The organism is Clostridium sp. (assembly GCF_051650885.1).
Classification (GTDB): domain Bacteria; phylum Bacillota; class Clostridia; order Clostridiales; family Clostridiaceae; genus Clostridium.
Window position 1 is genome coordinate 1 of record NZ_JBOFRG010000259.1, and the last position, 20,037, is coordinate 20,037.

Annotated in this window: 21 protein-coding genes; 3 read left to right on the forward strand and 18 right to left on the reverse strand. The window is 28.1% G+C overall.

Annotation, left to right across the window (positions count from 1 at the left end; all coding sequences use genetic code 11):
* Nucleotides 1–157: 157 nt before the first annotated feature.
* The gene (locus tag ACRC28_RS12375; protein WP_438543754.1) at nucleotides 158–718 is read right to left on the reverse strand and encodes a DUF3867 family protein; all 561 of its coding nucleotides are present in this window, start codon (nucleotides 716–718) and stop codon (nucleotides 158–160) included.
* Nucleotides 719–821: 103 nt separating this feature from the next.
* Nucleotides 822–1,367 (reverse strand): hypothetical protein, encoded by a 546-nt coding sequence (locus ACRC28_RS12380; protein WP_438543755.1) that lies wholly within the window; start codon nucleotides 1,365–1,367, stop codon nucleotides 822–824.
* A gap of 155 nt (nucleotides 1,368–1,522) precedes the next feature.
* On the opposite strand from ACRC28_RS12380, the gene ACRC28_RS12385 reads away from it, so the two are divergent.
* Nucleotides 1,523–1,756, forward strand: coding sequence for a hypothetical protein (locus ACRC28_RS12385; RefSeq protein ID WP_438543756.1), 234 nt, complete (start codon nucleotides 1,523–1,525; stop codon nucleotides 1,754–1,756).
* 32 nt (nucleotides 1,757–1,788) lie between these two features.
* Here the strand turns inward: ACRC28_RS12385 and ACRC28_RS12390 are convergent, their stop codons facing one another.
* The 12 genes from ACRC28_RS12390 to ACRC28_RS12445 form a co-directional block, all read right to left on the reverse strand.
* The gene (locus tag ACRC28_RS12390) at nucleotides 1,789–2,523 is read right to left on the reverse strand and encodes a sirohydrochlorin cobaltochelatase (RefSeq protein ID WP_438543757.1); all 735 of its coding nucleotides are present in this window, start codon (nucleotides 2,521–2,523) and stop codon (nucleotides 1,789–1,791) included.
* Nucleotides 2,523–3,809 (reverse strand): glutamate-1-semialdehyde 2,1-aminomutase, encoded by a 1,287-nt coding sequence (gene hemL, locus ACRC28_RS12395; RefSeq protein ID WP_438543758.1) that lies wholly within the window; start codon nucleotides 3,807–3,809, stop codon nucleotides 2,523–2,525. Before hemL ends, ACRC28_RS12390 begins: the two co-directional genes overlap by 1 nt.
* Nucleotides 3,810–3,824: 15 nt before the next feature.
* Nucleotides 3,825–4,790 carry a porphobilinogen synthase gene (hemB, locus tag ACRC28_RS12400; protein WP_438543759.1) on the reverse strand — a complete coding sequence of 322 codons (966 nt, stop codon included), beginning with the start codon at nucleotides 4,788–4,790 and terminating at the stop codon, nucleotides 3,825–3,827.
* A 16-nt stretch (nucleotides 4,791–4,806) separates the two neighbouring features.
* Entirely contained in the window at nucleotides 4,807–6,270 is a 1,464-nt protein-coding gene (gene cobA, locus ACRC28_RS12405) for a uroporphyrinogen-III C-methyltransferase (RefSeq protein WP_438543760.1), read from the reverse strand.
* A 10-nt stretch (nucleotides 6,271–6,280) separates the two neighbouring features.
* Nucleotides 6,281–7,150: a hydroxymethylbilane synthase gene (gene hemC / locus ACRC28_RS12410; protein WP_438543761.1), complete on the reverse strand. Its 870-nt coding sequence runs from the start codon at nucleotides 7,148–7,150 to the stop codon at nucleotides 6,281–6,283.
* Nucleotides 7,151–7,163: 13 nt separating this feature from the next.
* A complete protein-coding gene (locus ACRC28_RS12415) occupies nucleotides 7,164–7,796 on the reverse strand; it encodes an NAD(P)-dependent oxidoreductase (RefSeq protein WP_438543762.1) in 633 nt (210 codons plus the stop codon).
* The gene (hemA, locus tag ACRC28_RS12420) at nucleotides 7,763–8,953 is read right to left on the reverse strand and encodes a glutamyl-tRNA reductase (protein ID WP_438543763.1); all 1,191 of its coding nucleotides are present in this window, start codon (nucleotides 8,951–8,953) and stop codon (nucleotides 7,763–7,765) included. Before hemA ends, ACRC28_RS12415 begins: the two co-directional genes overlap by 34 nt.
* A gap of 251 nt (nucleotides 8,954–9,204) precedes the next feature.
* Nucleotides 9,205–10,185, reverse strand: a complete 981-nt coding sequence (gene asrC / locus ACRC28_RS12425; RefSeq protein ID WP_438543764.1) for a sulfite reductase subunit C — start codon at nucleotides 10,183–10,185, stop codon at nucleotides 9,205–9,207.
* Nucleotides 10,186–10,203: 18 nt separating this feature from the next.
* Nucleotides 10,204–11,004 (reverse strand): anaerobic sulfite reductase subunit AsrB, encoded by an 801-nt coding sequence (gene asrB, locus ACRC28_RS12430; protein WP_438543765.1) that lies wholly within the window; start codon nucleotides 11,002–11,004, stop codon nucleotides 10,204–10,206.
* Entirely contained in the window at nucleotides 10,997–12,013 is a 1,017-nt protein-coding gene (gene asrA, locus ACRC28_RS12435; protein WP_438543766.1) for an anaerobic sulfite reductase subunit AsrA, read from the reverse strand. The genes asrB and asrA overlap by 8 nt, the downstream gene beginning before the upstream one ends.
* 96 nt (nucleotides 12,014–12,109) lie before the next feature.
* Nucleotides 12,110–12,793: a Crp/Fnr family transcriptional regulator gene (locus ACRC28_RS12440; protein ID WP_438543767.1), complete on the reverse strand. Its 684-nt coding sequence runs from the start codon at nucleotides 12,791–12,793 to the stop codon at nucleotides 12,110–12,112.
* 182 nt (nucleotides 12,794–12,975) lie between these two features.
* The gene (locus ACRC28_RS12445; protein ID WP_438543768.1) at nucleotides 12,976–13,752 is read right to left on the reverse strand and encodes a formate/nitrite transporter family protein; all 777 of its coding nucleotides are present in this window, start codon (nucleotides 13,750–13,752) and stop codon (nucleotides 12,976–12,978) included.
* Nucleotides 13,753–13,894: 142 nt separating this feature from the next.
* On the opposite strand from ACRC28_RS12445, the gene ACRC28_RS12450 reads away from it, so the two are divergent.
* On the forward strand, nucleotides 13,895–14,506 hold the full coding sequence (locus ACRC28_RS12450) for an undecaprenyl diphosphate synthase family protein (protein ID WP_438543769.1): 612 nt from the start codon (nucleotides 13,895–13,897) through the stop codon (nucleotides 14,504–14,506).
* Between the two features lie 4 nt (nucleotides 14,507–14,510).
* Nucleotides 14,511–15,956, forward strand: a complete 1,446-nt coding sequence (locus ACRC28_RS12455; RefSeq protein WP_438543770.1) for a phytoene desaturase family protein — start codon at nucleotides 14,511–14,513, stop codon at nucleotides 15,954–15,956.
* 14 nt (nucleotides 15,957–15,970) lie between these two features.
* Here ACRC28_RS12455 and ACRC28_RS12460 read toward each other — a convergent pair whose 3' ends face one another.
* From ACRC28_RS12460 to ACRC28_RS12475, 4 genes are all read right to left on the reverse strand, one after another.
* On the reverse strand, nucleotides 15,971–17,395 hold the full coding sequence (locus ACRC28_RS12460) for an ATP-binding protein (protein WP_438543771.1): 1,425 nt from the start codon (nucleotides 17,393–17,395) through the stop codon (nucleotides 15,971–15,973).
* Nucleotides 17,379–18,077 (reverse strand): response regulator transcription factor, encoded by a 699-nt coding sequence (locus tag ACRC28_RS12465; protein ID WP_438543772.1) that lies wholly within the window; start codon nucleotides 18,075–18,077, stop codon nucleotides 17,379–17,381. Before ACRC28_RS12465 ends, ACRC28_RS12460 begins: the two co-directional genes overlap by 17 nt.
* A gap of 78 nt (nucleotides 18,078–18,155) precedes the next feature.
* Entirely contained in the window at nucleotides 18,156–19,508 is a 1,353-nt protein-coding gene (locus ACRC28_RS12470; RefSeq protein WP_438543773.1) for a sodium-dependent transporter, read from the reverse strand.
* A 178-nt stretch (nucleotides 19,509–19,686) separates the two neighbouring features.
* The gene (locus ACRC28_RS12475; protein WP_438543774.1) at nucleotides 19,687–19,824 is read right to left on the reverse strand and encodes a hypothetical protein; all 138 of its coding nucleotides are present in this window, start codon (nucleotides 19,822–19,824) and stop codon (nucleotides 19,687–19,689) included.
* Nucleotides 19,825–20,037: the final 213 nt, after the last annotated feature.

The window sequence follows — 20,037 nt, forward strand, 5'->3', positions numbered from 1 at the left end:
TTCAATATACATTTAGTTTTATACTTATTATTCTAGCCTTTATAATAGTCATAATTCTGACTATTACAACTCCACTGGTTTTAAAGCTACGAAAACTTAATACTATTGATTTAATTAGAAAATAAATAAAGGGATGCATTTTTTGCATCCCTTTATTTTAATATTCATAGGTTTTAGTATTACTACAAATTTTTATATTTAATTTTTTATCTCCTATAACCTTTTTATAAGAACATAAAAACTCATTTAGTTCATTGTCTGTTAAGTCTATTTCTTTTTCACTTACTAATGTTACATTTTCTTTTTCTAAGCTTATAGAAACTTCATTTATATCATTTTTTATTTTATATTCTTCTATCATTTTCTTTTCTATTTTTTTGTTATACTTTTCTTCAAAGCTTAATTTCTTTCTCGTATCTTCATATGATGTGTTTATAGCTTCTTTATCAAGTCCAAACATATTCATTGAACCTTCAAGACCACTTAAATCAAAACCGTATCTTCCCATCATCTTTTTTTGTATTTCAAATAATTTAGTTTCTGATATATTATTCTCTGCCATGTACTTACTTATTTCTTGTGCATATTCAGCCATGTTCATTGAACCTGATTGTGTTTTATAAAATAAATCAAACATATATCCTTCAAATTTATCTACATCATCTTCTCTTACTTTGTTTTTTAATTCTCCAAAGTCTATTACTTTTCCTTCATCCATATTCAAGGCCTCCTTAAAGCTTTTTTCTATACCTTTATTATATATTAATCTACTTATAAAAAAAAGACTACATACTTTTTTCCTTATGTAATCTTTATATTCTTTATTTTTTCTTTTTCTTATTTCCAGTTGTTACTTTTGTTTCTATTTTTCTTCCTTTAGTTAAATCAACCTTATCAATTTTTCTTGCAAGGTTAAATTGACCATACATTCCAACTAAAAGAGCTGGTATTGTAAGCCCTCCAAGTGCTGGTATTAAAAGACAGATAACAGCGGCTGAACCTGCTGCAATAAATACAAAACTAATGTTATATCTATCACATATTCTATAATACATATACATCATATATCCTACATAAATAACTGCTGATATTATTCCTAATATTTTTATAAATCCATTAATAGGTTGTGCAAATATCATAACTGCAACTAAAGCTATTAAGAAAAATTGGTTTCCTTTTCCAAGTCTTATAAGTTGATAAAAATTCCCTAATGGAATCCATCCAAGCCAAGGCTTGTCTAATCCTTCTTTTTTAGAAACTTTAAAAATTGCAAGTCCTGTTAAAATATAGTTTATAATTCCAAGTACTAATGATACTACTAAAATACCTAGCATCATTCTTTGCATGTCTGGTGTTATTTCTGGCATATTATAAAAAACCCCTCTCCTCTTACTATATGTATATGTTACCATAAACTAACTCTTTTGTCTTTAACTTTTTGAACTTTTGTAGAATAATGTAAACATTTCATACACAAATTAAATTTGATAAAATATTTTAATTTCTTTTAGGAGGGAATGTTATGAAGAAAAAATCTCATTGTAATTGCAATTGTCATTCAAAAAAACTTACAAGTGAAGACATGATACATCCTGTACCTTTATCAAGCTTAAAATCAAATTGTAGTTCTTGTAATTGTTCTAATGAACCTTTAAACAAGGAGAAAGATGGTACTTTTATAGACTATAACAATACAAGTTTTTCTAATAAGAGTCCAGTTGCTTATGGTGAAGAGGCTGATTCTGACGACTTATAAAAACTAAAAAAATTCCTTTAAAGAAAAAATCTTTAAAGGAATTTTTTTAATTTTTCTATTATAAAGCTTTTAAATTCTCTATCCATAAGAAGACCTGTATTTATATCTACAACTTCTATGCCCTCTTCTAAAAATCTCTTTTTAAAGCTATCTCCATGTACTCCATAAATATCTTTTTTAAAATGATATCCACTTGTTAGAAGAAGTGGTTTAAACTTAACTTTAATTATATTTTCATTTTTTAAACTCTTTATTGTTTCTACTGCTTCATCTTTTTTATTTAAGCTTAAAAATCTAAAGTTTTTATAATTTTCATTAAGAGTCTTTTTAAAATCTTCACTTATATAATCAAAAACATCGTCTTCTCTTCCATGAGATATTAAAATTGTAATATCTTCACCTTCTAAGCAATTATCTATAAATTCATTTTTGTATTCTAAAATAGGATTAGTCATTATTATTTCTTTAAAATCCAACTTATATTTATCTAAGATTAAATTTATTTTTCTATTTTCTTTTCCATCGGATAAGATAAGCTTTATTACTATTATCTTTTCATATCCCTTATCTTTTATTTCTTTTAGCTTTTCTTCTACACTTTTTATTCTAGAATCTTTTAGCTTGTTTATTATTCTTTCTGATGTAAATCCTATAAATACATCTCTTTTAAACTTTTCTTCTAATTCTTTTATGAAGGGATTAAAAATCCCCTCATATCCTTCTATTGTAGAAGTTCCAAAAGCAGAAATTAAAATACATTCTTTCATTATGAATTTTCCTTTATACAGAACTCTTCATATGCTTTTAGAAACTTATTTATATGCTCTTCATTGTGAAGTACTGATAAAAATACTGCTTCAAACTGTGATGGTGGTATATTAAATCCATTTTCTATCATATGGATAAAGTATCTTTTAAATCTATCTGTATCACATTTTTTAACTTTCTCATATGTGTCTACTTCTTTTTCATCTGTAAAGAATATAGTAAGCATTCCACCTACTCTATTAATAGATACATTAATATTATTTTTTTCTGATATTTCTTTTACACCTTTTGTAAGCATTTCACCGATTTCTTCTATATGTGCATAATAAACATCTTTATTTTCTTTTAATTTATTTAATGTAGAAAGACCTGCCTTTACTACAATAGGATTTCCTGACATTGTTCCTGCTTGATATACTCCACCAAGAGGTGCTAGGTTTTGCATTATGTCTGCTCTTCCTCCATATGCTCCACAAGGAAGACCTCCACCTATTATTTTAGCGTAAGTTACTAAGTCTGGCTTTTCTTTAAAGTACTTTGATGCACCTAAGTAACTTGCTCTAAATCCACTCATAACCTCATCAAATATAAGAAGTGAACCATTCTTTGTACACTCTTCTCTTAAAGTTTTCATAAAGCTAGCCTTAGCTTTTATTACTCCCATATTTCCTGCAACAGGCTCTATAATAACACAAGCTATTTCATTTCCATATTTTTTGAATATTTCTTTTATATTTTCTTCATCATTGTATCTTGCAATAATAGTATCTTCTACAATATTTTCTGGAACTCCAAGAGAACCAGCTATTCCATCTGTAAGTACTCCTGAACCTGCTTCTATTAAGAATCCATCAAAATGTCCATGATAACATCCTGCAAATTTTACTATTTTATCTCTCTTTGTAAATCCTCTAGCTAGCTTTACTGCACTCATAGTAGCTTCTGTTCCTGAGTTTACCATTCTTATCATTTCTAAAGCATCTATTTCTTCTGTTAAAAATTCTGCCATATCTAGTTCACCTTTTGTTGGTGCTCCAAAGGCTATCATATCTTTTGCCGTATCACTTATAGCTTTTACTACATCTTTATCAGAATGTCCTAGTATCATAGGTCCCCATGCTAAAACAAAATCTATATATTCTTTATTTTCTTCATCTATTATATTAACTCCATAACCTGACTTTATAATTTTAGGAGTTATTCCTATTCCATTAAAAGATCTTACAGGACTGTTTACTCCACCTGGCATAACCTTTTTAGATTTTTCAAATATTTCTTTATTCATAACCTTTTCCCCTCCCTATCTATTTAAAATTTTACTAGCTTCTAATGCATGATAAGTTATTATTATATCTGCTCCTGCTCTTTTCATAGATGTTAAAGTTTCTATAATTACTCTTTCTTCATCTATTAATCCTAAGCTAGCTGCTGATTTTATCATTGCATACTCTCCACTAACATTATAGGCTGCAAGAGGAAGGTCTACACGATCACGTACTTCTCTTATTATATCTAAATATGAAAGAGCTGGTTTTACCATTACAATATCTGCTCCTTCTTCTATATCTTCTTTTACTTCTCTTATAGCTTCTAGTCTATTTGCTGGGTCCATTTGATAAGTTTTTCTATCACCAAAGCTTGGTGCAGAGTTTGCAGCTTCTCTAAATGGTCCATAATAAGCTGAGCAATATTTAGCTGAATAACTCATAATAGGAATATTAACAAATCCATTATTATCTAATATTTCTCTTATAGCTCTAACTCTTCCATCCATCATATCTGATGGTGCTATTATATCAGCTCCAGCTTTTGCATGTGATAATGCTATCTTTTCTAAATATTCTAAAGTTTTATCGTTATCAACATATTCACCATCTAAAATTCCACAATGTCCATGACTTGTATATTCACACATACAAACATCTGTAACTACTAAAATATTTTTACTAAGCTCCTTTATTTTACGTACAGCTTTTTGAACTATTCCTTCTTCATTAAAGGCTTCACTTCCACAGCAATCTTTATGCTCTGGAATTCCAAATACCATTATTCCTTTAACCCCTAAACTCTCTACTTCTTCTACAACTTCATTTAATCTATCTACTGAATAATGATATATCCCCTTTAAAGAAGATATTTCTGATTTTATATTTTCTCCTTCAACTACAAATATAGGAAAAATAAAATCTGATGGTGAAAGTGTAGTTTCGCGAACTAAACTTCTCATACTTTCGTTTATTCTTAATCTTCTTCCTCTTTTTATCATTAAAAACACATCCTTTTTATATTAAGTTTACTATTTCTTTTAAGAATCCTTCTTCTGAATGAGTTTTGCACATAAGACTTTCTATGTTGTTTTCCTCTAGTGCTTCTCTTGTTTTAGGTCCTATTGCTATAGCTTTTTTCATCTTTAGCTTTTCTAATCCAAAAAGTTCTATCATATTAAATACTGTTGTAGGACTTGTATATAAAACATAATCAACATCTTCAAAGGCTCTATCATCAAAAAGATTTCCACGTATAGTATCATAAATATTTACTCTATCAACTACTGCACCTAAGCCTTTAATCCTTTCTTCTAAAAAGTTTCTAGCCTTTAGAGATGTAGGAATTAAAACTCTATCATCCTTTGATATTAAATCTTTTACTTCTTCAAAAAGACCTTCAGCTACAAAAGTTTTAGCAGTTTTCTTTGGAATTATTCCTCTTTTTAATAAAGCTTTTTTAGTAGCTTTTCCTACTGCATAAAAGTCTCCTCTTATATTTCTTATATCATACTCTTTTTCTATTAAATATTCAAAAAACTCATTTACTCCATTAACAGATGTGAAAAGTATATGATTGTAACCTTCTAATATATCTAAGTAACTTTCTAAATTTTCACTCATGCTTTTAACTTTTATTGAGTTTATTTCTGTTACATATGCACCTAAGTCTTTTAAATTATTTTTTAAATTAGAAGACTGCTCTTTGCTTCTTGTTATACAAATATTTTTAGAGAATAATGGTTTTTTTATAAACCAATCTAACTTATCACTTAATGAAACAACATCTCCTACAACTATAATACAAGGAGACTCTAAGTTATTTTCTTTAGCTAATACACCTATATTTTCTAAAGTTCCAATCACTTTCTTTTGTTTTGAAGAAGTTCCTTTCATAACTATGGCACTTTTAGTATTTTTATCTTTTCCATACTTTATAAGCTCACTAGTTATAATATCTATATTTTCAAGCCCCATCATAAACACTAATGTTCCATTTTCCTTTGCTAAAGCTTCAAAGTTTACATTTAAATTTTTAGCTGACATTCCTGTTACTATATGAAAGCTTTGTGCTATCCCTCTATGAGTTATAGGAATACCTGCATAGTTTAAAACTGATACTGGTGAGGTAACTCCTGGCACTACTTCAAACTCTAGTCCTTCTTCTAAAAGAGCTAGTGCTTCTTCTCCTCCACGTCCAAATACGTAAGGGTCTCCACCTTTTATTCTTCCTACTATATGCCCTTCTTTAACAAGCTTTACTAAAAGCTCATTTATTTCTTCTTGTTTCATTGAATGAGCATTTGGCTTTTTACCACAATAATATGTTTCGCAAGTCTCATTTAAAAAGTTTAAAACATTTGTTGAAACTAATCTATCATAAACTACTGCTGTACATTTTTCTAAAACTCTTTTTCCTTTTAAAGTTAAAAGTTCTTCATCTAAAGGTCCTGCTCCAATTAAATACGCTTTTCCTGCCATTTTTCCTCACCTATCCTTTTAAAATTTCTTCCCCTAATTTTTCTCCAAGATTTATATTATCTCTTTTGTTTCCTCTAATTTCTTTTATAACAAGCTTTCCATTTACTTTAAAAGTTCCTTTTAAGTAAAGTTCATCTCCTATTACCTCTGAATATATTCCAATTAAACTATGACAATCACCTTGAAGTCTTTTCATAAAGCTTCTTTCAGCTTCCACTCTAAGTCTAACTTCTTTATTATCTAACTTTCTTAAAGTTTCTATTCCTTCAAAATCTTTAAGACATTCTATTCCAAGTGCTCCTTGCCCTACTGCTGGTAAAAATTCTTTAGGGTCAAAATATTCTGTTATAATATCTTCCATGTTAAGTCTTTTAAGTCCTGCTGCTGCTAAGATTATACCGTCTAACCCTTGCTCTTCCATCTTTTTAAGTCTTGTTTGTACATTTCCACGTATAGGAACAACCTCTAAGTCTGGTCTCATTCTTTTAAGCATTTCTATTCTTCTTATACTTGATGTTCCTATTTTTCCACCCTTTTTTATATCCTTTAAAAGAGTTCCATTTGAAACTAATACATCTCTTATATCTTCTCTCTCTGGCATTGCTACAAGAGTAAATTCATCTTCTAATTTATAAGGTACATCCTTCATGCTATGAACTGCTAGATGTGTTCTTTTATCTAAAAGGGCATATTCAATTTCTTTTATAAAAAGACCTTTTCCACCTATCTTGTTTAACGCTACATCAAGTCTTCTATCTCCTTCTGTAACCATTAAGAATTTTTCACCTTCTAAATTAAGCTTTTCTTTTAAAAGCTTAATAACATAATCTGCTTGAACTTGTGCTAAAATTGATTTTCTTGTTCCTACTATATACTTCATTTTTCCACCTATCTTAAATTATATCTTCAAAAAACATTTTCAAGATATAATCCCCTTTACCTTTATCAAACATATATTTAAAATCATCATTATGAATAAAATCTAATATTTCCTTTTTATCATCTCTAACCTTTATTTTATTTCTAATATTACTTGTATATTCTATAAAAAAGTCTAAACTTTCTATTTCTTTTTTTAAAGTTTCCCTTAAATATACTGAACCCTTTGGATTTTTATTTTTTGTATTTAATCCAACATTTATATTTTTTGTATTTATAGTTGTTTGAATTATAAAATCTCCATTTAATCCATCACTACAATTTAAATATAACTTATCTAACTTATCACAGTCTTCCATTATAGTTTTTAAAACTTCTTCATTATCTATACAAATAATAATTAATTTATATCCCTTTAAATACTTTTTATCATACTTATCTTTTATTTTAGTTATATCCTTTAAAGCTTCTATTTCTTCTATAAAGCTTTCACTAAGGACTGTAATCTTTGCTTTTGTTTTAAGAAGATTTTTAAGCTTTATAAAACTTCCACGTCCTCCACCTATAACTAAAATATTTATTCTTTCGCTTAAAACTCCTATATTTAAATATTCTAAAGGAAAATCTTCTCTAGTATTTTTAAGCATTCATCTTCCCTTCCCTTCAAAGCTTCCTCTTTTAAAACTTCTATTGCACGACTTGCATAGGTGTTTCCCATGCTTTCTAACATTTTTTTCACTATTTTTTCTTCTTTATTTGTTTTTCTTTTATATGTACTATACCTTTTTTCAACTTCGTCTTTTTCTTTTTCTCTTATTTCTTTTATAATAGGTGCAATTTCTTTTATTTTAAGCCATTCATTATACTCATTTATATATCTATCTATTATAAATTTATATTCTTCCATTCTTTCTTTTCTAAGCTCTTTATTTTTATCATCTATTTTACTTATATTGTCAATATTTAAAATAGAAAATCTCTCGTTTTCATAAAGTCTTAAATCTACATCTCTTGGAAGTGCTAAATCAAATATTTGTATCTTTTTTCCCTCTTCATTTAAATCATCATATTTAACTACAGGATGTGGTGCTGATGTGCAAGAGATTATAGCATCCATCTCATTTATAATCTTATTTTTCTGGTCAAAATTTAATACTGTTACACGCCTGTCTTCCACAGAAACCTTAGATTTATCTCTAACTACAATATAAATTTCCTGTATATTCTTATGAGATAAAAGATTTTTAACAAGGAGGCTTCCTACATCCCCATAACCTAAAACCATTATTTTTTCTAAATTATCATCAATACATTTATTAACACTTATTGATGCTGATGAAACTGGTATTTCATAAAGCTTTGCTTCATATCTGAATCTTTTTCCACAAGTTATAGCTTCTGTAAAAAGTCTTAAAAGCTTATCCTTTATTAATTTTTTCTCTAAGCTATATGAATACGCATCTTTTATTTGTCCTAAAATTTGATCTTCTCCTAAAATTTTAGAATGAAATCCACATATAACTTTAAATAAATGATGTATGGAAGTATCCCCTCTTGCTATAAATATGTAATCCATAAGAGATTTATCAAATTCAAAAGCCTCAAAAATTTTTTTTAATATTTCTTTATCCTCTAAAAAATGATTAAAATAAATTTCTGTTCTATTACAAGTGCTAAGCACTACTATTTCTTCTACTTCACTTTTTAAAAGTTCTAAAGCTTTTTCACGTTTTTTATTACTTATAGAAAATTTTTCTCTTATTTCTAAAGGTGTTTCTTTTTTAATACCAATTAATCCTATCATAGCCATCTCTCTTCTTATCCATTTTACTTTTATATATATATTTTACCATATTTTCTAAAAGTAATTTTATTCTTTCTGTCTATATCATATATAAGTTTTATCTATATTAAAACATATTTTTTTAAACTTTCTATTAATAAAGAAGATTTAATTACTCCTTTAAAATAAAAATTTAATTTTCTTATTTCTTAAAAGCTTTTACTATAAAAAAAACTTCCTAAAGAGTTTATCTCTTTTAGGAAGCTTTTCTTTTAATAGTTTTGAGTATTTGGATATTTTATTCCATTCCAATATACATTATTTTTAACCATTGCTTTATCACTTAATGTAACTCCTTCAAGAGCCCATTTTTTCCATTCCATAAAGCCTGTTCTGTCTATAATATATCCTATATGTTCTTTTCCTTCTGGAGCATCTTTTAAAATATATTCTTTAACATATTTATATGTGTTTAATATTATCTTCATAATACTTTCTTCATCAGCCCAAATTAAGAAGTCTTCTGCAAGTCTTGGATTTTTCTTTCCTGTTCTTCCCATTATAGCTAATCTATAATATCTTTCCTTGCTTCTTGTCCAAGCTCTTGTAGGACACTCAACTACACATTGCCCACATCCTATACATTTCATTGGATCTCTTACTATTTTATAATTTTCCATAGTTAAAGCTCCAGTTGCTTTCTTTTTACAAGCTTTAACACAAGCATTACAGCTTATACATCTATTAAAATCATACTGAGGTTCAGTCATTCCTATTATACCAAAGTCATGCATTCTAGCTTTAATACAGTCATTTGGACATCCTGTTAATGCAATTTTAAAGTGTAAATCATTTGGGAAAATTTCTTTTTCAATTTTCTTTGCAAAATCAGTAGTGTTATAGTTACCAAAAGGACAAACTTTATTTCCTATACAAGCAGATACGTTTCTTGTTCCTGCTGCTGAATATCCTGTTCCCTCTTGAACTTGATTTATTTCTAATCCTTCAATTACTTCTTGAAGCATTTCATTTACTTTATCTACATTTTCCATTTTGATTCCTGGAATTTCAAATCCTTGTCTAGTTGTCATATGAAGGCTTCCGTCACCATACTTTTCTGAAATTTCAGCAACTCTCTTTAAATATTTTGCTTCAATATGTCCTCCAGGAACTCTTACTCTTGAAGCAGTTATTCCTCTTTCTTTAGTATATCTAAAAGCATTCTTTTTTAATTTTTTTAAATTTATATCCACAGTTTTCCCTCCAAACAACTAATCTATTAGATTTTTACCTTTTGTGTAGTTAAATACTGGTCCATCTAAACAGATATATGTATCATCCATTTTACAGTGTCCACATTTACCTATTCCACAACACATTTTTCTTTCTTGAGAAATCCAAATATTTTCTTCTTTTATTCCTCTTTTTAAGAATTCTAAAACTGTAAACTTCATCATCATAGGAGGTCCTACAACTATAACCTGTACATTATCCATATCTTTTATTTCTAATTCTGGAATGTACTTAGTTACAAGTCCTGTATGACCTTTATATCCTTCTTCTGCCGAATCAACAGTTACGATTAGATTGTCTAGCTCAGTTTCCCATGCCTTTAAATCTTCTTTAAATAATGCATCCTTTGGAGATTTAAATCCAACAATAAGAGTTGATTTAGTGCACTCGCTTTTATTTTTAGCAAAATAATCTACAACCCCTCTTACTGGTGAAAGACCTGTTCCACCTGCAACTATTATAATATCTTTACCTTTATAATCATTTACGTCAAATCCATTTCCGTATGGACCTCTCATAAATAGTTTATCTCCAGCGTAGTTTTTAAATACTTCTTCTGTAACTTTTCCTACTCTTCTTATAGTTAAATCTATAAAATTTTCACCTATTCCACTTACTGATATTGGTGCTTCTCCATACTTTGGAATTGATACTTCAAAGAATTGTCCTGGTTTAACATTACCACCTGTATACTCCATTCTAAATGTGTATTCTATATCTGTATGCTCTATAACTTCTAATATTTCTGATACATATGGTATATATTCGTTTTTACTCATTTGAACTCACCTCATCCATAGCTTTTCTTAATTTGTTTACAGCACCTGGCATGCTAATATATTGTGGACATACATCATCACATCTTCCACAACCAGTACACATATGGTAACCCCATCTCTTTTTATAGTCGTATACCTTATGCATTACTTTAAATCTCATTTTTTCACCATTAGGCTTTCTAAACTCGTGTCCTCCAGCCATAGTAGTGTATCCTGGAACTTGACATGAAGCCCAAACTCTTCTTCTTTCTCCAGCTTTTTCATTATCTTTATAGAAAATATCTTGCATAGTGTAACAAGTACATGTAGGACATACAAAGTTACATCTTCCACAAGCTATACATCTTTCATTATATTCATTCCACATTGTAGATTTAAAAATTCTTGTATCTATGTTATCTGGAATATCTACCTTTATTTCATTTGAAGTAACAAATTCTTTTTCTACTTCACATTGAACTTTTTCAAGATTCTCTACAGCATTTTTTATGTCTTCATCTTTTATATCTAAGTAAACAAAGTCTTCATCTACTTTTATGTATGCATCATAGCTATCTGTTTTATTTGTTTCCATAGAAACACAGAAACAATTTTCAAAACTACTTGGACATCCCATTACTATGAACTTTGCTTTTTCTCTTATTCTTTTATAATAAATATCTTCAAATCCATTATTTAAATATATATCATCAAATCTCTTAATAGCGTGCATATCACAGCTTCTAAGTATTATAACTGGTGTATGTGTCTCTCCTTTAGCTTCTTTAAACTCATCTTCAGTAAAGAAAAATAAAGTTTGAGTTACTGGTGTTATTATTTCTTTTGATGAAAACTCAGATTTTTTATCAAAAACTATTTCTGATATATCGCTTATTTCTCCATATCTTATAACATCTACTTCTGAAAATCTTCCTTCCCCTTCAAAAACCTTTGGTGCAAAAACTTTAATATTAGGTCCTAAACTTTTTATTAAGTTATTTACATCTTTTCTTCTTAATTGAATCTCCATAACAAAACTCCTTCCAAATTTAAACACATAAAACATCAATTATGCTTTTTATAGACTTATTATATTCTTTTCACAATCTTTTAACTGTAATCTTTGTCACACTCCTTTGAAATATTCTGACAATTTAGCTCTATCAACTATAATAATTTCCTTGTTATCCTTTATAATTAGCCCACTTTTAACTAATGAGTTAATTCCTCTTGAAACTGTTTCTCTTGGCATTCCAAACATTTCTGATAAATATGTAACACTTATTTTGATATTTATTCTACAACCTCTTTCTTCCATAACACCATAATCCTTGGATAATTTCCAAAGTTTAGCAGCTATTCTTTTCTCTATTTTTAAAGGCGTTGAATTTTTTATCTGTCTATATGTACGTCTAAGTTTTTTACTAAGACCTGTTAACACTAACTTGGTTAAATCAAAGTCACTTTCCATAATATCTAAAAAGTCAAACTTATTTATGCTTATAAGCTCACAATCTTCAAAAACTTCACAGCTAACTGATGCTGGTAAATCATCAATTAAAACTTCATTTAATATTTGATTTTCCCCAAGTATAAATATTATTTTCTTATATGAGCTTTCAGAAAATTTATATAAAGCAACCTTCCCACTTACTAAAATATAAATATTATTTGTAACTTCCTTATCACGAAAAATATGTTCTCCCTTTCTAACTTTAAGTAAGTCCCCATAAAGACTTAACTTCATTAAGGTACTTTTCTTTAAATTTTTAAAATCCTCTAGTCTTTTTATAATCTCTATATTAACCACCCATGCTCCTCCTTCATTAGTTATTTTAAGACAAAGTATAATCTTTTATACAATTTTAATTTTACTTAACTATAATATTATCCCCTATTAAATTCACCTCTTATAATTTTTAACTTTAACATAATAAAAAGCTAAAAGCTAGATTCACTCTAACTTTTAGCTTTTAAAATTTTCATATTTTTTTATTTTACAACTTTTGTTTTTGAAATTAAATAATATGGATATCCTACAAATAAAGCACCACCAATAATATTTCCTATAGTTGCAAAGATTATATTAATAAGTGCACCATTTACTGACATAAGATTGCTATATTCTCCTAAGAATCCCATAGTAAATAAAGACATATTTGCAACACTATGCTCAAATCCACTAGTTATGAATACCATTATACAAAGTGTCATTACAAGTATTTTAGCAGTCTCATCCTTCATTTTTATAAAGCACCAAACTCCAATACATACTAATATGTTACAAAGAATACCACGAACTAATATTTGTTCCATAGGAACATTTATTTTACTCATAGCTCCCTCTACTATATATTCAGCAACTACCCCTTTATTAAGTCCTGATAATTGAAATAACACTGCTACAACTATTGAACCTATTAAGTTTCCTAAATAACAAAAACTCCATATTTTAAGAACATCTTTTCTTGTAACTTGTCCCTCAAAATATCCAACTGCCATAACAAAATTATTTCCTGTAAAAAGTTCTGAACCTGCAAACATAACTAAAACTAATGCTGTTGAGAAAACCATTCCCATAATTAGCTTTGTCGCTGGTGAATGATATTCATTAAACTTTGCACCTACTGTGTAAGCAAGTATTATAGCTACTCCAACAAAAAGCCCTGCAAGAGCAGCTGCCATTATGTACGCTTTTCTATTATCCTCTAAAAAATCTCTTTTTTTCTTTGATCCTTCTATGACCTTGTGTAAATCTCCACTATACATTTTTAAATCCCCCTCAAAAAAATCTCACCTTTTTAATATACACACTTTATTCATAATATTCAATATTTATATTTTATTTTCAGGATAAAATTTCTCTTTTTGCTAATAATAATTATATCTTCATAATGAAAGGAGAATTTTTATGAGATTACCAAAACATATTGGAATAATTCCTGATGGAAATAGACGTTTTGCAAATTCTATTGGACTCACTAAAGATTTAGGTTACACCTATGGAATTTTGCCTGGACTTACACTTTTTAAACAATGTCAAAACTTAAATATAGAAGAGTTAACCTTTTACGGCTTCACTTTAGACAATACAAAAAGGCCTTCTGTACAAAAGGATGCCTTTATAGATGCTTGTATAAAGTCAGTTCATCTTATATCAAAGGAAGATGCTGAAATTCTTGTACTTGGAAACACTAGCTCTAAAAACTTTCCAAAGGAACTTTTACCTTTTACTAAACGTAAAGTTTGTGGCAAAGGGGGAATTAAAGTAAATTTCTTAATTAACTATGGATGGGAATGGGACTTATCAGAAAACTTAAAGTCTATCTACTCTTCGGACATTTCAAGAATTGATTTGATTATACGTTGGGGTGGCAGAAGACGACTTAGTGGTTTTTTACCTATACAGTCTGTTTATTCAGATTTTTATATTATTGATGACTTTTGGCCGAACTTTAAAGAAACACACCTTTTTGAAGCTTTAGATTGGTACAAAACTCAAGATATTACCTTAGGAGGTTAAATTTATGAAAACTGCCATTGTAATTGGTGCTGGAATTTCTGGTCTTTCTTCTGCCCTTAGGCTTCAAAGCAAAGGCTACTCTGTTACTATCCTTGAAAAAAATAACTTTATTGGTGGAAAAACAAGCCTTCTATCAAATGATTTTAACCTTTTTAACTTAACAGCAACTATCCCAATGTTATTCGAGTGCTATGAAGAACTTTTCAGAGATATAGGTGAGGATATTTATCATTACATAAACATAGTAGACAATAATTCTACCTTTAAAGCTTTTTTTCTAGATAATCCCCCTCTTACTTTTCATACATCCTTAGTAGATTTAGCCAGTGATTTTACTAATGATGATTTTGAAGAATATTTAGACATTGTTATAGATGCAAAAAATAATTATGATAGACTTCAAAAGAATTTTTTAAAGAACCCTACTCTTTCTTTAAGAAAAATCCGTAGTCTACCTTTTATCCATCCCTTAAAAAATACATATGATTATTTTAAAAGTAATCTTACAAATACAAACCTAGTAAATGCTTTAGCTTTTCAAAGTATGTTTATTGGAATATCTCCTTTTAAAAGCTCTAGTGTATTTTCAATTCTTCCATTAATAAATATAACTAAGGGCTTAGTATCTATAGATGGTGGAATTTCTAGCTTTGTTAAGGCACTTCATAAGCTTTTCTTAAAGCGTGGTGGAAAAGTCCTTTTAAATTCTGAAGTTTCTAGTTTGAATTTTATAAAGAACGCTTGCACTGGAGTAACCTTAAAAGATTCTTCTTCTTTGGAAAGTGATGTTACTTTTTTGTGCTGTGATTTTCCTTATGCACTTAAAAATCTTTTTCCAAGAAAGCTTTTGAAAAAAGATTTTTCTTATTATGAAAAAGATGAATTAACTATAGGTACATTTATTTTATATTTATCTATAGAAAAAGATTTTAAAAATTTAAATACTCATAATCTACTTATAAATAAGAATTTTTCTGAAAACATTGAAGAGCTTTTTAATGGAAAAATCCCTAAAAACTCTTCTTTATATATTTATAAAGATTCTTTTAAAGATGGTGTAACAAACTTAAATATCCTTATGCGTGTGCCAAACCTTCTTTATATTGACAAAAGCTTTTGGAATAATTCAAATATTACTAAATTAAATGATTTAATCATTAAAGCCTTAGAAGAGTTTTTCAAAATGCGGAATTTATCTTCCCTTATTTTATCTTCTAAAAACTTTACACCAAAGGACTTAGAAAAAGCTTTTAACTCTTATGGAGGTGCTTCCTATGGTCTTATGCCAACTCTTTCAAGGTTAGATATTTTTAGACCTACAGCTTCCATTAAAAATATAAAGAATCTTTATTTCGCTGGGGATTCTATTCATCCTGGAGCAGGTGTTTCTAATGTTTTAATTTCCTCTAAAATTGCAGTTAATCTTTTTATGGAAGATTTAGAAAAATAGAGCCTTGACATTTGTCAAAGCTCTATTTTAAAGAATGCACCCTTTTCCTTGTTTAAAAGGACAATAGTTCCATTATGATTTTCTATTATTTTTTTAGTTATTGAAAGACCAAGCCCTGTTCCACCATCTGTTCTTCGGCTTTCATCTCCACGAACAAATTCATCAAAAAGACTTTCACGTATATGCTCTGGAACACCAATTCCATCATCACCTATTGTAATCTCTATCTTTTCATCAATTTCCTTTAAACTAATATAAATATTCTTTCCTGTTTCATTATATTTAAGAGAGTTTTCGATTAAATTATTTAATGCTCTTTTAAACAATTTAATATCTAGCTTTCTTTTTATTTCTTTTTCAGGAATATCTACATGAAGTTCAATATGATTTTCTTCAAATTCTTCATAATAAAGAGCTACAACTGTTCTTAAAACTTCACATACATCTATACTTATAAAATTAAATTTAAAGCTGTTATTTTCAAGCTTTACAAATTCAAAAAGGTCTTCTATAAGCTCACTTACCCTTTCACTCTTTTTATAAATTGCATTGTAATACTGCTTCTTTTTTTCTTCATCTACAAGCATTCCATCATTAAGAGCTGCTGAATAACTTTTTATAGTTGTCATAGGAGTTTTTATGTCATGTGAAAGGTCTAAAAGTAATTTGTTTTTAGATTTTTCAAGTCTTCTATTTTCTTCTTCACTATTATTCAATTTTTCAATTAAATAATTTAAAGTATCACGTACTCCTTCAAATTCCTCTTCACCATTGAAATGTATCTTTTCACTGTAATTTCCATTTATAATACTTATTAAAGCATTATCTATTTCTATTAAAGGTTTTTTAAGCTTTCTTGCTGTATAAAGACTATATAAAATTATACAAAGAATTGATGCACCTGCTGCAACTAAAATTACTTTAGCATATTCCTTATAAAAAGGCTTTCCTACACTAAAAGGAACTTTAAAAAGGTTTAAACTAAACCTTATCTTATCCTTTGGAATTCTTAGAAGACAGTAATACTCCTCATTATCCTTATTTTTCACTGTATTCATAATGATTTCATAGTTGCCCTCTTCTTTTCTTGTTGCAAGTTCTAAAAGTTCATCCTTTGTATAATCTTTACTTTCATCTGGAATTTTTCCATATCTTCTTACAACCTGCCCTTGCATATTTATAATTTCCATTTCACCATTAAGCTCTTTTAATTCCTTTGTATTTATAGTTGTGTAATCCACATACTCACCTGAAATTATATTTACTAATGGTAAGCTATTTTTTTCTATAACCTTTGGAAGCTCTAATGCAATATAAAGGTATGCAATGGAGCATATAACTCCAAGAATTATTACAAAGTATATGTATCTTTTAAATATTGATACAACAAGCTTTTCTTTTCTTCTTCTTTTAAATATTGTTCTAAATATTTTTTTCAAACCTGTATCCCAGCCCTCTTATTGTTTTTAGATATCTTGAGTCTTTTCCTTTATCCTCAATTTTATCTCTTAGTCTGCTTATATGAACCATTATAGTATTGTCTCCACCTAAAAAGCTTTCATTCCATACTTCTTCAAATATTTGATTTTTAGTTAATACTCTACCTGGATTTTCCATAAAATATTTTAAGATTCTATACTCTATTGATGTAAGCTCTAAATCTTCTCCTTTAAATTTAACTTTCACGTTATATTTATCAAGTTCTAAATCACCAATTCTTATAATTTCTTTCTCACCTTTTTCTCCTTCTGTAAGCTTGTAACCCCTTCTAATTTGTGCTTTAACTCTTGCTACAAGTTCTAGTGGATTAAAAGGCTTTCCTATATAATCATCTGCTCCAACATCTAATCCTTTTATTTTATCCTCATCTGTACTTTTAGCAGATAAAAGTATTATAGGAATATTTGATTCTTTCCTTATTTCTTTTAATACTCTATATCCATCTATCTTTGGCATCATAATATCTACAATTGCTAAATCTATTTTTTCTTTTTTAGCTATATTAAGTGCTTCTACTCCATCTTTAGCTTTTATTATATTAAAGCCTTCTTTGTTTAAGTATAATTCTACTACATCTAAAATTTCTTTTTCATCATCGCATAATAATATATTATAATCCATCATTTCATCCCCATAATCTTAATTATTAAAAAGAATCCATAAATCATTATGGATTCTCTTAAAATTATATCATACTATTTATATAAATGTCTTTATGAAAACTATTACTATTAGTACTGGAGTAACATATTTTAAGATAAATAATAAATTATTTACTAACTTTTCATTTCCTAATGTTCCATTATTAGTAAGAGTCTTTATAACTGTCTTTTTAGCCACAAAATGTCCTACTAATATAGTTACAAGAAGTCCATTTATAGGTAATAATAATGTAGATGTAACCTTATCAAATAAATCAAAGAATGTGTATCCAAATACATTTATATGTCCTAAAACACCTTCTGGACTTGCTGATAATGCAGCTAATGAACCAACAAGTGTAATAATTACTACATTTATAATTATTGCCTTCTTTAAAGACATTTTAAACTCCTCTGTAAATGTTGCTATAATAACTTGAACCATAGATATAGCTGCCATTGTAGCTGCCATAGCTGTTAAGAAAAAGAATACTATAGCTAAAATGCTTCCACCTGGCATTTTCGAGAATACAAGTGGCACTGTATTAAATAAAAGTCCAGGACCTTGAGTTGGCTCCATTCCAAAAGAAAATACTGCTGGAAATATAGCAAGTCCTGCTATTATAGAAACACAAGTATCAGCAAAAGCAACCTTTGCCCCTGTTTTAATTAAGTTGTTATCATCTGTAAAATAACTACTATATGTATACATTGACCCTGTTCCTACTGATAATTTAAAGAATGCAAGTCCAAGTGCAGATAATACCATTCCAATACTCACCTTAGAAAAATCAGGCTTTAATAAAAATGATACACCCTCCATAGCATTATCTAATGTTAAACTTCTAACTGCACAAACTATAAGTAATAAAACTAAAACTGGCATGAAAAATTTAGTTAATCTTTCAATTCCACTTTTAACTCCAAGACCTAAAATAAGTCCAACTACAACTAAAACAATAACTTGCCAAAACATTGGTCCAAAAGGTCCTGAGCTTGCCTCATTAAACATAGCTGCAGCATTCTCTGTAGTCATTCCATTAAACTTTCCTGTTAAAGATTTAAAGAAATAAAGGTAAACCCACCCTGCAACTACAGTATAGAAAAACAACATTAAATAAGATGAAATAATACCAATTACTCCTACTAATCTAAACTTCTTTTCTTCAGTTATAGAAGAAACTGCTCCATAAATATTCTTTCTTGTAGTTCTTCCTACAACAAACTCACTTATAAGAGTTGGAATTCCAATAATAAGAATACATAAAATATAAATAATAATAAATGCAGCCCCACCATTTTCACCAACAACAAAAGGAAACATCCATATGTTCCCAAGCCCTACAGCAGAGCTAAGCGCAACAAGAAACGCTGCAATACCAGAGGAAAACTCCTCTCTCTTCTTCTCCATCACAATACCCCCTTTTTAATAATATACTTTTGATTATATAACCATATTTACATAAAGTTCAATATTTTTTTACCATTTATCATTATTTTTAACCTATTTTTAATATGTAATCCCTTAGAACAAAAAAATACTACCGCCTTGTTTAAGCAGTAGTACTTTTTCATATATTTCAAAGAAATTATTTTACTATAACTTTTTTCTCTCCACATAATACATCTTCATTCCAATCAAATTTTATAACATCATTCAAGGCTTCTTTTGAGGAAATCACTTTCGAGTTTTTCTTTTCTCTAAGTTCTTTAAGGTTTAATTTCATTGTTATCCCTCCTAAAACTATTTATATAATATTATATCAACCTAATTAATCTAAGTAAATCTCTTTTCTATATTATATTAATTCTATATTTTATTTGTCCCTCTCTATTTATATTTAATATTATTTCCATAATAACTTCTAACTATTCATTCTTTTTTCATTAAATTTACTATCATTCATTTTACTAATCTTTTCTATTAATTTACTTTTATG

Coding starts and splice junctions, on each gene's coding strand:
- ACRC28_RS12445 (WP_438543768.1), bottom strand. CDS start 13,752: ATGTATAGTGGAGATTTACACAAGGTCATAGAAGGATCAAAGAAAAAA.
- ACRC28_RS12375 (WP_438543754.1), bottom strand. CDS start 718: ATGGATGAAGGAAAAGTAATAGACTTTGGAGAATTAAAAAACAAAGTA.
- asrA (WP_438543766.1), bottom strand. CDS start 12,013: ATGGAGATTCAATTAAGAAGAAAAGATGTAAATAACTTAATAAAAAGT.
- hemC (WP_438543761.1), bottom strand. CDS start 7,150: ATGAAGTATATAGTAGGAACAAGAAAATCAATTTTAGCACAAGTTCAA.
- ACRC28_RS12475 (WP_438543774.1), bottom strand. CDS start 19,824: ATGAAATTAAACCTTAAAGAACTTAGAGAAAAGAAAAACTCGAAAGTG.
- ACRC28_RS12465 (WP_438543772.1), bottom strand. CDS start 18,077: ATGGATTATAATATATTATTATGCGATGATGAAAAAGAAATTTTAGAT.
- ACRC28_RS12380 (WP_438543755.1), bottom strand. CDS start 1,367: ATGCCAGAAATAACACCAGACATGCAAAGAATGATGCTAGGTATTTTA.
- cobA (WP_438543760.1), bottom strand. CDS start 6,270: ATGGCAGGAAAAGCGTATTTAATTGGAGCAGGACCTTTAGATGAAGAA.
- hemB (WP_438543759.1), bottom strand. CDS start 4,790: ATGATAAAAAGAGGAAGAAGATTAAGAATAAACGAAAGTATGAGAAGT.
- hemA (WP_438543763.1), bottom strand. CDS start 8,953: ATGATAGGATTAATTGGTATTAAAAAAGAAACACCTTTAGAAATAAGA.
- ACRC28_RS12415 (WP_438543762.1), bottom strand. CDS start 7,796: ATGCTTAAAAATACTAGAGAAGATTTTCCTTTAGAATATTTAAATATA.
- asrB (WP_438543765.1), bottom strand. CDS start 11,004: ATGAGTAAAAACGAATATATACCATATGTATCAGAAATATTAGAAGTT.
- ACRC28_RS12450 (WP_438543769.1), top strand. CDS start 13,895: ATGAGATTACCAAAACATATTGGAATAATTCCTGATGGAAATAGACGT.
- ACRC28_RS12390 (WP_438543757.1), bottom strand. CDS start 2,523: ATGAAAGAATGTATTTTAATTTCTGCTTTTGGAACTTCTACAATAGAA.
- ACRC28_RS12385 (WP_438543756.1), top strand. CDS start 1,523: ATGAAGAAAAAATCTCATTGTAATTGCAATTGTCATTCAAAAAAACTT.
- ACRC28_RS12470 (WP_438543773.1), bottom strand. CDS start 19,508: ATGGAGAAGAAGAGAGAGGAGTTTTCCTCTGGTATTGCAGCGTTTCTT.
- hemL (WP_438543758.1), bottom strand. CDS start 3,809: ATGAATAAAGAAATATTTGAAAAATCTAAAAAGGTTATGCCAGGTGGA.
- ACRC28_RS12455 (WP_438543770.1), top strand. CDS start 14,511: ATGAAAACTGCCATTGTAATTGGTGCTGGAATTTCTGGTCTTTCTTCT.